Raw genomic sequence first — 15,138 nt, forward strand, 5'->3', positions numbered from 1 at the left:
TCTGTGGCCGCTTTTGGCGTCTCAATGCCGCTATCTACTTGTAATGTAAATGTTAACTGACAAGTTGTCCCTCGACCATGGGTTTTGGGGCTGTTTGATAATCTCTAAGGTTCGCGTAGACTGGAAATGAGTACATATGAGGGATCAAACATGTTACAGCCACTAAAAATAATAATAGCTGATGATCATCCACTGTTTCGGCAAGCACTCGTAAACACCCTAACCACTCAGTTCGATCAGCCTATGCTGTTTGAGGCGGAAACGGTGACGGCACTGGATGAGATCTTAACCCAGCATCAGGATGCAGACCTGCTCTTATTGGATCTGAATATTCCCAATGCGCATGGATTCAATACCTTAGTCAATATTCGTAACAGCTATCCCCACATAGGGATAGTGGTGATCTCCGGCCAGGAAGATAAAGTCACTGTGGGTAAGGCGATGTCCTTCGGCGCGGCGGGCTTTATTCCCAAGTCCTCGCCGGTCGAGCAGATGGTCAAGGCGATCAATGCCGTGATGGCCGGCCGCCAGTGGATGCCGCCGGGCTGTGAGGACCTTAGTGCGGTGACCCTGGACAGCATGAGTAGCAAGATAGCCAGCCTGTCACCGCGTCAGCACAAGATCTTGATGATGTTTGCCGACGGCCTGCTCAACAAGCAGATCGCCTATGAGTTAGGCTTGTCAGAGGCCACTATCAAGGCCCACGCCAGCGCTATTTTCCTCAAGCTTGGAGTACATACCCGCACCCAGGCGGTGATCGCCATGAGTCAGCTCTATCTGGACAAGACGCCGCTGACCGCCGAGGTGGAAGAGGTCTAGTCGTTTAGGGCTGACAGGTTTCCCATATTTAATAAAGAACGCCCCGCAGCTTAAGTTGCGGGGCGTTTGCTTTTAATCGGTTAGCGGGTCCATAAAGTGGGGGCTCGGCTGGGCCGAATAGTTGTTGTGTAGGCTGTTGGCCAGGGTAGCGCTCATCACGGCGCGCAGGGCGATGGGCTTGATGATCTTACGCAGATAGCCATAACCCAGCTCCTTGGTGCGCTGCACCACCTCCTCGTCTATGGTGGCGGTGATCAGAATCGCCGGAATGGGGCGGCTGGAAAGGGCCTGTAGCTCGGCCATGAGATCCAGGCCGTTTTGATTGTTGTCCAGCTGATAGTCCATCAGCACTATGTCCAGCTTACCGGCAAACTGGCTGACACAGGCCTTAGCCTGCTGCGCGGAGGAGGCGGTATGCACCTGACACTTCCAGCCCTTCAATAGCTCCTCCATGCCCGCCAACACGTTGGGGTCGTCATCGACGCACAGCACCTTGACGCCGTTGAGGGTGAGGATATCCGGCTGGCTGGTCTGCTCCTCCACAAGTTTAGGTTGGGCGACATTCAGGCTCAGGCTGAAGATACTGCCCTGATTGACTTTCGATGACAGGGTAAGCCGATGCTGCATCAGCTCCGCCAGGCCCTGGGCGATATTCAGCCCCAATCCCAGGCCGTTAACGCCCTCATGGCCCGAGTGCTGCAAACGGGTAAACTGCTCGAAGATCACCGCCTGCTTATCGGCGGGGATCCCTGGGCCATCGTCTACCACCTGAATGGCGATGGTGTCGCCGTGGCGGCGACAACCCAGCAATATGCGCCCGCCACCGGCGTAACGAAACGCGTTGCTGATCAGGTTCTGCAGTATGCGTCTGAGCAGCACCTTGTCGCTGCGCACCCAGAGTTTGGTCTTGATACACTTAAACTCAGCCTGTGTGGTGCTGGCCATGGCGCTGAACTCCTCCACCAGGGAGTCGAGCACCTCCTGCAGGGCAAATTCGGTGATCTCGGGTACCACAGTGCCGCCCTCGATGCGCGACACCTCGTTGAGATCCAGCAGCAGCTCGTTGGCCACCTGCAGGGCATTGTCGATATAGCCTATCTGCTGTTTCTGTTTATTGGACAGCTGACCGCCCTGGACGAAGGCAGAGGAGAAGAGGCGCGCCGCCGACAGCGGCTGCAGCAGATCATGGCTACAGGCCTTCAGATACTGACTCTTCTTCTGGTGCGCCTGTTCTACCTTCTGTAGCGCCTCGGCCAGCTCTTCGTTGGACTTGGCCAGCTGCAGGTTGGCCTGTTCGAGCCGCTTGGTGCGCTCAAACACCCTGGCTTCCAAGTCTAAGTTTTTCTCTTTCAGTAGTTTCTCGGCCTCGCGGTACATGCTGATGTCGGAGAAGATCATCACGAAGCCGCCGCCGGGTATGGGGTTGCCCTGGATGCGAATCGTCTTGCCGTCGGGTTGGATGCGCTCGGTGGCGTGGCGGCTCCCCTGGCGCAGGAAGTTGAGGCGCCGCTCCACCTGTTCATCCAGGTTGGGAATATAGCCCTTGCCGAACTTGAGGTTGTACTCGATCAGCTGGCGCACCGGGCAGCCGATGTAGACAAGGTCGTCCGGGTAGTTAAACAGGCTGAGGTATTGCTGATTCCAGGCTACCAGGTTGAGATCTTTGTCGATAACCGATATCCCTTCGCTGGCGTTCTCGATGGCGCTGTGTAGCACGCTGCGGCTGAACTCCTTGCGATGGCTGGAGGCCTCCTCTACCAGCTGAGCCACATCCTCTATGGCGATGTCGCGGCCATGGAGGGCGCAAGAGAGCACCAGGCGCGCCGAGGCCGAGCCCATGACGCTGGCGAGCATGTTTTCGGTAAAGAAGATCAGCGCCTGATTGTGGGCATTCTTGTCTTGAATCGGCTGGGGCTGACAGGAGAAGAAGGAGTAGAAGCCTTGGGCGGCCTTGTCCTTACCCACGAAGCGGGCCACCAGTAGCTCAAGCTCGGTCGGGTTCACATGCTTGGGCACCTCGGGCAGCGCCTTGTCCAGCTCGGGCCGCTCGATGAAGTGACCTATCTGCATCTGCTCGTGCACGCTCTGGCGGGTAAAGGAGGAGACCAGCCAGATGGCCATCACGTTGACAAACAGGCCAACCAGGGTCGACATCGTCGTCATCGAATAACCGCTGCCGGCGAAGGGGTGACCGTAGAGACCCAGCTGCGGCAACAGGTTAAGCACCAGCCAGAGGGCGAAGCCGCTGGAGATCCCAACCAATACGCCGATCAGCGTGACCCGGCGCCAGAGGAAGGCGGCAAACAGCGCCGGGCCTATCTGGGCGATGGCGCCGAAGGCCACCTCACCTAAAGATGCTAGGGTATCGGGCGGGGCGATCAGGAACATGCCATAGCTCATGAAGATCACCAGCAGCACCAGCGCCTTGCGGATGTTAAGCAGGTGCGAGCGGAACTTGTGGAAGTCATTGCTCTGTATGTTGTTGATCTTAAATAGGGTCGGGAAGACGATCTCGTTACTTAGCATGGTACTCAGGGCTATGGTGGAGATGATCACCATGGAGCTGGCCGCCGAGATGGCGCCGAGAAAACTAAACAGCCCCAGCCAGATATCGCCGCTGAAGACGGGCAGAAACAGCACATAGGCGTCACTCTGGAGCGAGTCGCCATAGAGGATATTGCCCGCCTGACCCAGTGGCGTGGCAAAGAAGGCAAACACCAGCACATAGAGGGGGAAGGTCCAGCGGCTCCAGAGCACATGCTTTTGTGATTTGAGCTCGACGATCAGTACCTGGAACTGCCTCGGCAGACAGAGAAATGCCGACATCACGATAATCAACAGGCCAAACAGCGAGATGAAGTTGGGGTAGTTAAACTCCGCCTCTAGGGGCTTGATCTCCGTCGCCTGGCGCCAGATATCCATGGGCGAGTCGAACAGGAAGAAGGAGACGAAGATGCCTATGGTGAGGTAGGCGATAAGCTTTACTAAGGACTCGAAGGCGATGGCCAGCATCATGCCTGGATGGCGCTCGGTCACGTCGATGGCGCGCACCCCGAAGACTATGGTGAAACCGGCGAGGATCAGGCTCACCACCAGGCCCAGCTGCCAGGAGGTGAGCAGGTGATCTTGGCGCAAGATCTCATAGGAGTTAACGATAGCCTTCTGCTGCAGCGCGATATAGGGCAGGGTGCCGAAAAGGGCGACGAAGGTGACTACCACCGCCAGCAAGGGCGACTTACCAAAACGGGCCGCCAGCAGGTCGGCAATCGAGGTGATGTTGAGCTTGAGACAGACGCGGATCACCCTTTGGATAAAGGGCCAGGCGAAGATAAACAGCAAGATAGGCGCGATATAAACCGGCAGATAGGCGAAGGAGTTATTGGCGGCCTGTCCGGCGGTGCCGAGAAAGCCCCAGGAGGTACAGTAGACCCCCAGCGACAGGGAGTAGATGATGGTGTGCTGCCCGGCAAACCACTTGCCGCGGTACTTGTCACCCAGAAATGCCATTAAAAACAGCAGGCCGATATAGCTGATGCTGATGGCAACCAATAGCCAGTTTGGGAACATCTGTCACTTATCCTATCTTTTCAGGAGCTTATCTCGCCATCCCGGCTCACTCCTTTTATTTTGTTATTCAAGCCAACATATCACAGTTAAGGTGAAAGTCGGCATTTACGGCCATCGACTTAAGTATTAGTGCTTACTGCCTAATCCTTGGGTATTGCGCCCTATGGCCTACGACCGCTGCATTACTACCTATTCCCAATTGAGCCAAAGGAGGCATTTCTCCATCTTGGAGGCAACCACAAAAGGGGATAATCAAGATGCTCACATCAACAATAAAAAAACTCACACTCGCAACTTCACTCGGTCTGATGGCCAGTTCTGCCATGGCAGGTTATGACTTTAACGTCGGCGACGACGGCAAGCTGTCTTTCGGCGGCTACCTCAAGGTCGATGCCCGCTATGTTAATGGCGATGTCGCCTATCGCGACTTCTGGATTGGCACCGGCACGCCGCTCGAAGAGAGCGCGTCACAGTTCCGTATCTTCGCCAACGAGTCTCGTTTCAACACCAAGTATGTTCACGGCGACGTGATGGGTTTCATCGAGATGGATTTCCTCGGCGGTGGCGGCAACCAGGTGGTGTCTAACTCGGCCCATCCGCGTCTGCGTCACGCCTTCATCAAGTACAAAGACTTAACCGTGGGCCAGACCTGGACCACCTTCATGAACACCAGCGCCATCCCGGAAACCGCCGACTTCGCCGGTGCCACGGTCGGTCTGGCCTTCGTGCGTCAGGGCCAGATCCGTTACGACATGGGCGGCTTCCAGGTCTCTATCGAGAACCCTGAGAGTGACGGCGGCGATACCGTCAACGACGATCTGCCGGATGTGGTAGCCCGTTATAACTTCAAGGGCGACTGGGGTAACGTCTCCATCTCGGCGCTGGGTCGCAGGCTCAACACCCTGGGCGGCAACAGCGAAACCGCCTTCGGTGGTTCGATTGCCGGTCGCATCAACACCTTCGGCAAAGATGACCTGCGCTTCCAGTTCCACCAAGGGGAAGTGGGCCGCTACGTGGGGCTGGGGGTGACTAAAGATCTTATCGGTGAAGAGGTGGAAACCAGCACCTCTTATCTCGCCGCCTACCGCCACTACTGGACAGATACCCTGCGCAGCACCTTCCTTTATGGCCGCATCGAGACCGACAAGTCCGATGCCGATCGCAGCCAGTGGAGCGTCAACCTGTTCCAGAACCTGACACCGGCACTGGCCGTGGGCATCGAAGTGGGTAACTTCGCCCTGGACGACCAGAAGGTCGACTCTAACTACGCACAGTTCTCAATGCGTTACGCCTTGTAAGTGCTCTTGGGGGAGGGCTTCCTCCCCGCTTTTTTTACCCGTTTAACCCTCGTCCTGGCATCCGTCGGGGCGACTCATCGCCGAAACACCCAGGCAGAGCCGTTTAAAGGAGTAGGGTTGTGAAAGATACCATTTTAACTGTCGATCAGATCTCGCTCGCATTTGGTGGGGTAAAGGCCCTGACCGATGTGAGCTTCGAGGTCGAGCGCGGCGCCGTGTTTTCAATTATCGGTCCCAACGGGGCGGGTAAGACCTCGATGCTCAACAGCATCTCGGGTCGCTACCGTCCGCAGAAGGGGACAATTCATTTCGATAATCAGGATGTCACTCATCTCAGACCCAATGCCCGTGCCGATCTCGGCATAGGCCGTACCTTTCAAAACCTGGCCCTGTTTGGCCACATGTCGGTGCTGGACAACATCATGGTGGGTCGTCACCACCTGATGAAAAACAACTGGCTCACCGGCCCCCTGTACTGGGCCTCACCGGCGCAGAAAGAGGAGCTGGCCCATCGGCGTCAGGTGGAGGAGATCATCGACTTTCTCGACATCTCCCATGTGCGCAAATCCATCGCCGGCACCCTCTCTTACGGCCTGCGCAAGCGGGTCGAGCTGGCCCGTGCCATGGCGCTCAACCCTAAGCTTATTCTGCTCGACGAGCCGATGGCGGGGATGAACCTCGAAGAGAAGGAGGATATGGCCCGCTATATCCTGGATCTCAACGAAGAGTTCGGCATTACCGTGGTGATGATTGAACACGACATGGGGGTGGTGATGGATATCTCTCATGAGGTGATGGTGCTCGATTTCGGTAAGAAACTGATCTCTGGCCTGCCCGAAGCGGTGATGGCCGACGAGCACGTGAGACAGGCCTATCTTGGCCTTGAAGATGACGAGCAATTACAAGAGGTTGGCTAATGACTCAGGTAAATAATGCGTCGACGGCGCGGGCCTTCGACATGGGTTCACTCGATACCTTTCCCAAGATCCTGCGCCACAATGCGGCCAACTGGGGTAAAGAGATTGCCATGCGCGAGAAGGAGTTTGGCATCTGGACCGAATTCAGCTGGCAAGATTATCACAACCGGGTGAAGTGGATGGCGCTGGCCTTCGATCATCTGGGCATTAAATCACACAGCACCATAGCCCTGCTGGGCGAGAACCGTCCCGAGTGGGTCTGGGGCGAAGTGGCGGCCCATGCGCTGGCCTGCTTCTCACTGGGGATTTATCAAGACTCGCTGCACGAAGAGGTGGCCTACCTGCTTAACCGCAGCGAGGCCCAGGTGATCGTCGCCGAAGATGAGGAGCAGTGCGACAAGCTGCTGGAGCTGGGCGACAGCATCCCTTCGGTGAAATATATCGTCTACTGTGACCCTCGCGGCATGCGCAAGTATGACGACCCACGCCTCATCAGCGTCGAGGAGATCTATCGTCTCGGCCAGGAGGTGGATAACACCCAGCCTCGGCACTACGATAACCTTGTGGATGCGGGCAAGGCCGAGAACATCGCCATCTACTGCACCACCTCGGGCACCACCTCTAAGCCCAAGATTGTCTTGTTGCAGGGTAGTAAGTTTATCGATCACTGCTGCTCTTATCTGCGGGCCGATCCCCGCGCGCCGGGGGACAACTATGTCTCTGTACTGCCGCTGCCCTGGATCATGGAGCAGGTCTACGCCGTGGGTCAGGCGCTTATCGCCCGTCAGATCGTCAACTTCGTCGAAGAGCAGGAAACCATGATGGCGGATCTGCGCGAGATAGGCCCTAGCTTCGTCTTGCTGGCCCCAAGGGTGTGGGAAGGGATCCTCGCCGATGTGAAGGCGCGCATGATGGACTCGACCCCGCTCAAGCAGAAGTTATTCGACTTTGCCATGAAGCGCGCCGAGCAGCGACTAGCCGAGGGCAGACGCTCTAAGCTGGCCGACATCATCTTGATGAAGGCGCTGCGCGATCGCCTAGGGTTTTCCTTCTTAAAATCGGCGGCCACAGGCGGCGCGGCCATGGGGCCGGATACCTTCAAGTTCTTCCAGGCGATCGGCGTGCCTCTGCGTCAGCTCTACGGCCAGACAGAGATGTGCGGCGCCTACACCATACACGACGAACATGACGTAGATTACGACACTGTCGGTGTGGCCTTCGATACCGCCGAACTTAAGGTGATCAACACCGACAGCGAAGGGGTGGGCGAGGTGATCGCCAGAACCGTAGGCATGTTCAATGGCTATCTGGGCGATCAGGCGGCCTATGATGAAGATGTCAAAGATGGCTGGATGCACACAGGTGACGCAGGTTATTTCAAGCCCTCGGGCCACCTGGTGGTGATCGACCGCATCAAAGACCTGGCCAAAACCAGCCAGGGCATTCAGTACTCGCCCCAGTATATCGAGAACAAGCTTAAGTTCTCCTCCTTCATCGGTGAGGCGGTGATCTTAGGCAAGGACAAGCCCTATCTGTCGGCCATTCTCTGTATCCGTTTCAGTATCGTCTCCAAGTGGGCCGAGCAGCAGGGACTGGCCTTCACCAACTACACCAACCTGTCGAGCCTGCCCGAGGTGTATCAGCAGCTACAGGCCGAGGTGGAGCGGGTGAACGAGACCCTGCCCGATGCGCAGAAGATCAACAAGTTTATCTTGCTTTACAAGGAGCTGGACGCCGATGACGGCGAGCTGACCCGTACCCGTAAGGTGAGACGTGGGGTGATAGCCGACAAGTATGGCGAGATCATCGAGGCCATCTATGGCGACCAGTCCCATGTGGATATCGACACAGTGATCACCTTCCAGGATGGCACCAAGTCGCGCGTCCAAACTCAAGTCAAGGTGGCGACCGTGATCGCCCCGCGTCAGTCCATCGAGGGCGAGGCGAGTCAAAGGAGAGCATCATGAATTTTGAACTCTTAATTCAATTAATTATCAACGGCCTGATCGTCGGCCTGCTGTATGGCGTGGTGGGCATGTGTTTCGTGCTGGTGTACAAGTCGACCCAGATCGTTAACTTCGCCCAGGGGGAGTTTTTGCTGGTGGGGGCCTGGGTCTGCTGGGCGTTTTTGACCTATTTCCAGCTGCCCTTTTTCGTCGGCTTCCTCTTCACCCTCTGTTTCATGGCGCTGTTTGGTGTGCTGCTGCAGATGATAGTGCTGCGCCCCATGATAGGCGAGCCGATCATCTCGGTGATCATGGTGACCATAGGCCTGTCTATCTTCTTCCAGTCGCTGACCAAGTGGATATTCGGCGTGTCACCCCAGAGCTACCCTCAGGTGTTCGACACTCAGTCCATCGCCATCTTCGGCCTGAACATAGAGCTGGCTTATTTGATGAGTACGGTAATCGCGATATTGATCATGGCGGGCTTCTTCCTCTTCTTTAAGTATTCCAAGCACGGCCTGGCGATGCGCGCTACGGCGTTCGATCAGCAGGTGGCCCAGAGTCTGGGGATCTCGGTCAAGCAGGTGTTTGCCATGAGCTGGGGCATCGCCGCCACCGTCTCGGCCACCGCCGGCGTGGTGATCGGCATGGTTAACGGCGTATCTGATTCGCTCTCCACCATAGGCATCAAGGTGTTCCCCGCGGTGATCCTGGGGGGGCTGGACTCCATCGTCGGGGCCATCATCGGCGGCGTGGTGATAGGTGTGCTGGAAAACGTCGCCGAGTTCTTCGACAGCCAGTGGCTGCATATCGGCAACATGTACAACATCGCCCCCTTCTATGTCTTGCTGGTGATCCTCTGGTTCAAGCCTTACGGCCTGTTCGGCACCCGTGATATCGAGCGAATTTAAGGAGCGCTGCCATGACACAGCTAATTGCGTTTGACCCTATTGCAGTTCAAGGAGTTTTCTATGTCTAGTTTAGCGATGCGCCCGTGCGGGGATTTTCGCACCAGCTATAAAGCTGACAATACGATTTTTGAAACCAAGACCATACGCCTGGTGACCTTTCTGGTGATCGCGCTTGCCTGCGCAGCGCCCCTGGTATTGGACGGCTACTTTCTGACTCTGTTTATTCAGATCTCATACTTAGGTATCGCCGCCCTGGGGCTGAATATCCTGGTGGGCTTTACCGGGCAGATATCCTTAGGCCACGGCGCCTTTTTCGGCTTCGGCGCCTTCGCCTCGGCTTGGCTCAACACCAGCTTTAACATCCCTGTGGTGTTTTGTATTCCGCTGGCGGGCTTTCTCACCATGGGCGTGGGCATGATGTTCGGTATGCCGGCTGCAAGGATCAAGGGGCTCTATTTGGCGATTGCTACTCTGGCGGCTCAGTTCATCATTCAGGACTTCTTCGGCCGCGCCGAATGGTTTACCGGTGGTGCGTCCGGCGCCATGGCGGCGCCCGTCAGCCTGTTCGGTTTCGATTTTGACACAGACATGAGCTTCTATTTTATCGCCCTGTTTGCCCTGGTGTTCATGTATATCTGGGGCTGCAACCTGATGCGTAGCCGCGACGGCCGCGCCTTCGTTGCGGTGCGCGACCACTATCTATCGGCCGAGATCATGGGGGTTAAGCTCAACAAGTATCGCCTCTTGTCCTTCGGCATCTCCTCTTTCTATGCCGGCATAGGTGGCGCCCTGTACGCCCACTACCTGGGGTATGTCTCCTCCGAGGGCTTTACCATCTTAATGTCGATTCAGTTCCTGGCCATGGTGATCATCGGCGGTCTGGGCTCTATCAAGGGCACCCTGATGGGCGTGGTCTTCATGGTGCTGCTGCCCGAGGTGTTAGAGGGCATGGTGGGACTGATGAAGTATACCGACTACGGCAACCTGCCTATGGTCACCGACGGCCTGGCCTACATCAAGGAGATGGCTATCGGCCTGGTGATTATCCTGTTCCTCATCTTCGAACCCGAGGGACTGGCCCATCGCTGGGGACAAATTAAGAACTATTGGAAGTGTTACCCCTTCGCCTATTAAGTCGAGGGCTAATGAAATTGATGTAAAACCGACACAGTTTGAATAGCAATGAGCGTTGATCCTGGCTGTAGCGCTGCGTTAACCGCATTCAATCTATCTGGATCATGTTGAAGGAAGATAACGATGACTAAAAAAATATTACTTAGCACCACGCTTGCTTGTTTCGCCTTCGCCTCGGGCGCTGCCCAGGCCGAAGACACGGTTTTTGTTGGCCACCTGGCCGACATGTCTGGCCCCACGGCCTTCGTGGGTAAGCCATACGCCGACGGTGTGCGTGACGCGCTGGCTTATATCAATGCCCATGGTGGCATCGACGGCACTAAGCTGGAATATGAGACCATAGACTATGCCTACAAAGTGCCTCAGGCGATCGCCTCATACAAGAAGTGGCTGTCGCGCAAGAACATGGTGGCCATGCAGGGTTGGGGCACAGCCGATACCGAGGCGCTGATCTCTTTTGCCGCCAAGGATAAGACGCCTATCTTCTCGGCCTCTTACTCTGGTCATCTGACCGACCCTCAGGGCAAGAACCCGAATACCACTAAGCCGGCGCCATATAACTTCTTCTACGGCGCGTCTTACTCTGACGCCTGTCGCGGCCTGGTGCAGTGGGCCGCCGATGACTGGAAGGCTAAGGGCGGTAAGGGCAAGCCTAAGTTTACCCATATCGGCGCCAACCATCCTTTCCCTAACGCGCCGAAAGAGGCCTGTGCCGAATACGCCACTGAGCTGGGCTTCGATGTGCAGCCATCCGTGGTGATCTCCATGAAGCCGGGTGACTTTAAGGCCCAGTGTTTGAGTCTTAAGAGCTCAGGCACCAACTATGGCTATATCGGCAACCTTGGGGGCTCGGTGCAGTCACTGATCAAGTCTTGCGACACTGTCGGTACCGATATCCAGTTCATGTCTAACATCTGGGGTGGCGATAAGTTGGTATTCAAGGCCGCCGGTGAAGGGGTGAAGAACTATATCTTCCCGACCATGACGCCCTTCTGGACCGACGATGTGCCGGGCATGAAGCTGGTACGCGAGATCTCTAAGATGTCTGACAGCACGGGTAAAGAGGAGCGTCTGCACCACTATATCCGTGGCGTCTGCTCGACCTATTTCATGAAGGAGTCTATGGAGTGGGCCAAGGCACACGGTGGCATTACAGGTGAGAACGTGAAGAAGGGTATGTATGTGCACAAAGACTGGGTGCCTAAGGGCCTAGAGGGGGTCTGCCTGGCCGCTACCTGGACGCCGGAAGATCACCGTGGTATCAACCAGGTCAACATCTACAAGGGTAACTATAACCATGGCGACATTAAGGTCGAGAAGGTTAATCAGGTGACCCTTGAGCGTCGCGTCGACTGGTTAGGCTATTAATCTCTTTTCCATCTGCCGGGTAAGCCCGTCTTGCCCGGCCCGCTTCTTGACCTTGGAGTTGTTATGACACAAGCAGTGCAGTTAAAGCCCGAGACGCCACTTCTCGCAATCAACAATATCGAAGTGGTCTATGACGATGTGATCCAGGTGCTACGCGGCGTGAGCATAGAGGTGCCACAGGGCGAGATAGTGACCCTGCTGGGCCCCAACGGTGCCGGTAAGTCCACCACCCTCAAGGCGATCTCTGGCTTGCTAAAGACAGAAAATGGCGAGGTGTCCCGCGGTGACATCCACTTCATGGGCGAGCGTATCGATGTGAAGAACGCCGATGAGGTGGTGCGCTCTGGCCTGTTTCAGGTAATGGAGGGGCGCCGCATCGTCGAGGATATGACGGTGATCGAAAACCTGAAATTAGGGGCCTATACCCGCCGCGACGGTCAGGTGAATCAGGATATCGAGATGGTATTCAACTACTTCCCGCGCCTCAAGGAGCGCACCGGGCTGGCGGGTTACCTGTCGGGCGGTGAGCAGCAGATGCTGGCCATCGGCCGCGCCCTGATGGCAAGACCTAAGATGATCTGCCTGGATGAGCCCTCCATGGGGCTGTCGCCTCTGCTGGTAAAAGAGGTGTTTGGCATCATAGAGAAGATCAACCGCGAGCAGGGTATTACCATGCTGCTGGTGGAGCAGAATGCCAACTACGCCCTTAAGGCGGCCAACTATGGCTACATCATGGAGTCGGGCAAAATCGTACTCGACGGCACCAAGGCGCAGCTGCTCAACAACGAAGATGTGAAGGAGTTCTATCTGGGGGGCGGCAACGAAACCCGTAAGAGCTTCAAAAACTTAAAGTCGTACAAACGCCGTAAGCGTTGGCTGTAGGGAGGCAATATGGCCGAGTATTTTATACCCGAAGAGAGGCTTGTGCCCGAGCAGCGCGAGCAGCAGCTGATGGCGGCGCTGCCTGAGCAGCTCAGCTACGCCAAGGCAAATTGCCGCTATTACGCCGAGCGACTGGCAGATATTGAGGTGAGCAGCGTCGATAGTCGAGAGGCACTCGCGACTCTGCCCATTACCCGTAAGGCGGATCTTATCGCCCTGCAGGCCAAGCAGCCGCCCTTTGCCGGCATGACGCCCAATCGCCCCAGTGGGCGTATCTTTCAGTCACCCGGGCCCATCTATGATCCCGAGTGTGATGGCCATGACTGGTGGCGCATGGGTCAGGCCTTCTTCGCCGCAGGGTTCCGCCCCGGCGACTTGGTGCAGAACTGCCTGGCTTATCATCTGACGCCTGGGGGCTTTATCATGGATTCGGGCGCGAAGGCCTGCGGCTGCACTGTGATCCCGGCAGGGCCTGGGCAGAGCGAGATGCAGCTGGACCTTATCGCCTCGCTTAGGCCAAATGGCTACTGCGGCACCCCATCGTTTCTTAATATCTTGCTGGAGAAGGGCAAGGCCCTGGGTAAGGATACCAGCTCCATCACCAAGGCGCTGGTGTCGGGCGAGGCGTTAACCCCCTCTCTCAAGGCCAGCTTCGAGGCGGCGGATATCGACGTCAAGCAGGCCTATGTCACCGCCGATATTGGCCTCATCGCCTTCGAGAGCGTTTCGGGTGAGGGCCTGGTGGTCGCCGAAGACATCATCGTCGAGATAGTGCGGCCCGGCACCTTAACCCCTGTGCCCGAGGGTGAGGTAGGCGAGGTGGTGGTCACCAGCTTTAACCGCGACTATCCCCTGGTGCGTTTTGCCACCGGAGATCTATCGGCCATTATGCCGGGCACGAGCGCCTGCGGTCGCACCAATGTGCGTATCAAGGGCTGGCTGGGACGCGCGGATCAGACTACTAAGGTGAAGGGGCTGTTTGTCCATCCCGAGCAGGTGGAGCGGATTCGTCGCCGTCATCCCGGTATCGCTAAGGTGCGCTTGGTGGTCACCCGCCAACAGGAAAACGATCTGATGCATCTGCTGTGCGAGGTGGATGAGGCTATGCGGCCACAACTGGATATTGCCGCCGTGCAGGACTCTATTCGCGCCGAGACCCAGCTATCGGGCGAGGTGGCGCTGGTGGCGCCAGGCGCCCTGGCGGATGATGGGGTGGTGATAGAGGATCAGAGGTAGCGCCCTGATGCAGCTTTTAGAGTAAGCGCTAATTCTGAATAATGTTAATGCCCGGCCTTGGATGGGGTTGGGCATTGTTGTTTTTTGGCTTCCTGCTTGTGTGGGGGAGCATCTGTCTAGTTGGGTATTTGGAAAATTTCTGAAGGTCTATCCTTCATCGCAACCTAGTGCCTGCCCGGCGAGTGCTGTACATGGAAGTACGAATGTCGTGATTCAAGGTGATCGCGTTTGGTGGTATTAGAATTGATTAGGTGTTTGAAAATCGTACCTTCATGGCTAGCTAACGCCTGCCCGGCGAGGGCTGTGCAAGCACGCTTTTGGCACGCTGTAAATATGTCCCTATACGCTCCACGGCGGCGTCCATGCCGCCGAGGGCCAAAAGCGTGCTTACACTGTGTATCTAACGTTTCTTCGATTTGGCGGTGTTGGTGTGTTTAGGGCGTGAAAGCTAACTGATTTTTGCCCCATTCCGTGCTAGCACCGATCGTTTATATCAAAACATTACGTGTTATTTGACTTAGTTTTCATAATGAAACTATAGTGCTGACTGTCGAATAATAGTTGGGAGATAATCTTGAAAAATATCGATATGTTCAATCTAACGGTCTCCGAGATATTAGGTCAGTGCTACAAAAATTTTCCTAATGAAACGGACTTTGACTATAGACAGATTGCTCATCAAGTATCCCAATACTATGACAAATCGGACTATCAAGAAAATTGCGTCATGCTTGAGAGTATCTGCCGAGATACTATGAGTTGGCTGTATCAGGCTGACTATCTCTGGACTAGGTTTCCTGTTCACTCTACACGTTCCACCATGAATGCTACTGGGATCAGGCTGTCCCCTAAAGGTCTTGAAGCATTAAGTTCGATGCCTGATTCTTTGACACAGAAGAAGCCTGTTGGAGATATCTTGCAAGGTGGAGTAAAAGAGACGGGGAAGATGGCTGCATTAGAGGCGGTTAAATTCATTCTTAGTGAAGGTGTAAAAATATACAGCCAACCTTGACTTCTACTGAGTTCGGTTAGCTTTTTGAAAGCAATTTATATCCAGAAA

At 55.9% G+C, this 15,138-nt stretch carries 11 protein-coding genes; 10 read left to right on the forward strand and 1 reads right to left on the reverse strand.

What is annotated here, in order from left to right:
* Positions 1 to 150 precede the first annotated feature (150 nt).
* Positions 151 to 819, forward strand: coding sequence for a response regulator transcription factor (locus K0H81_RS06555; RefSeq protein ID WP_144200326.1), 669 nt, complete (start codon positions 151 to 153; stop codon positions 817 to 819).
* Between the two features lie 72 nt (positions 820 to 891).
* On the opposite strand, the gene K0H81_RS06560 is transcribed toward K0H81_RS06555, so the two are convergent.
* Positions 892 to 4,386 carry a PAS-domain containing protein gene (locus K0H81_RS06560; protein WP_220060308.1) on the reverse strand — a complete coding sequence of 1,165 codons (3,495 nt, stop codon included), beginning with the start codon at positions 4,384 to 4,386 and terminating at the stop codon, positions 892 to 894.
* A gap of 257 nt (positions 4,387 to 4,643) precedes the next feature.
* Here K0H81_RS06560 and K0H81_RS06565 point away from each other — a divergent pair, with 257 nt between their 5' ends.
* The 9 genes from K0H81_RS06565 to K0H81_RS06605 all read left to right on the forward strand — a co-directional run bounded on the left by K0H81_RS06565 (position 4,644) and on the right by K0H81_RS06605 (position 15,090).
* On the forward strand, positions 4,644 to 5,684 hold the full coding sequence (locus tag K0H81_RS06565) for a DcaP family trimeric outer membrane transporter (protein WP_220060309.1): 1,041 nt from the start codon (positions 4,644 to 4,646) through the stop codon (positions 5,682 to 5,684).
* A gap of 119 nt (positions 5,685 to 5,803) precedes the next feature.
* A complete protein-coding gene (locus K0H81_RS06570) occupies positions 5,804 to 6,601 on the forward strand; it encodes an ABC transporter ATP-binding protein (protein ID WP_011866408.1) in 798 nt (265 codons plus the stop codon).
* Entirely contained in the window at positions 6,601 to 8,568 is a 1,968-nt protein-coding gene (locus tag K0H81_RS06575; protein WP_220060310.1) for a long-chain fatty acid--CoA ligase, read from the forward strand. The genes K0H81_RS06570 and K0H81_RS06575 overlap by 1 nt, the downstream gene beginning before the upstream one ends.
* Positions 8,565 to 9,458 (forward strand): branched-chain amino acid ABC transporter permease, encoded by an 894-nt coding sequence (locus tag K0H81_RS06580; RefSeq protein WP_144200331.1) that lies wholly within the window; start codon positions 8,565 to 8,567, stop codon positions 9,456 to 9,458. The genes K0H81_RS06575 and K0H81_RS06580 overlap by 4 nt, the downstream gene beginning before the upstream one ends.
* Positions 9,459 to 9,518: 60 nt before the next feature.
* Positions 9,519 to 10,592 (forward strand): branched-chain amino acid ABC transporter permease, encoded by a 1,074-nt coding sequence (locus K0H81_RS06585; protein ID WP_144200333.1) that lies wholly within the window; start codon positions 9,519 to 9,521, stop codon positions 10,590 to 10,592.
* A gap of 123 nt (positions 10,593 to 10,715) precedes the next feature.
* Positions 10,716 to 11,960: an ABC transporter substrate-binding protein gene (locus tag K0H81_RS06590; protein ID WP_144200335.1), complete on the forward strand. Its 1,245-nt coding sequence runs from the start codon at positions 10,716 to 10,718 to the stop codon at positions 11,958 to 11,960.
* Positions 11,961 to 12,023: 63 nt separating this feature from the next.
* Complete coding sequence (locus tag K0H81_RS06595) at positions 12,024 to 12,842, forward strand: ABC transporter ATP-binding protein (RefSeq protein ID WP_144200337.1); 819 nt, start codon at positions 12,024 to 12,026, stop codon at positions 12,840 to 12,842.
* A gap of 9 nt (positions 12,843 to 12,851) precedes the next feature.
* Complete coding sequence (locus tag K0H81_RS06600) at positions 12,852 to 14,078, forward strand: phenylacetate--CoA ligase family protein (RefSeq protein WP_220060311.1); 1,227 nt, start codon at positions 12,852 to 12,854, stop codon at positions 14,076 to 14,078.
* A gap of 574 nt (positions 14,079 to 14,652) precedes the next feature.
* Positions 14,653 to 15,090, forward strand: a complete 438-nt coding sequence (locus K0H81_RS06605) for a hypothetical protein (protein ID WP_220060312.1) — start codon at positions 14,653 to 14,655, stop codon at positions 15,088 to 15,090.
* The last annotated feature ends 48 nt before the right edge of the window (positions 15,091 to 15,138 follow it).

The organism is Shewanella halotolerans, from assembly GCF_019457535.1.
GTDB classification, from domain to species: Bacteria; Pseudomonadota; Gammaproteobacteria; order Enterobacterales; family Shewanellaceae; genus Shewanella; species Shewanella halotolerans.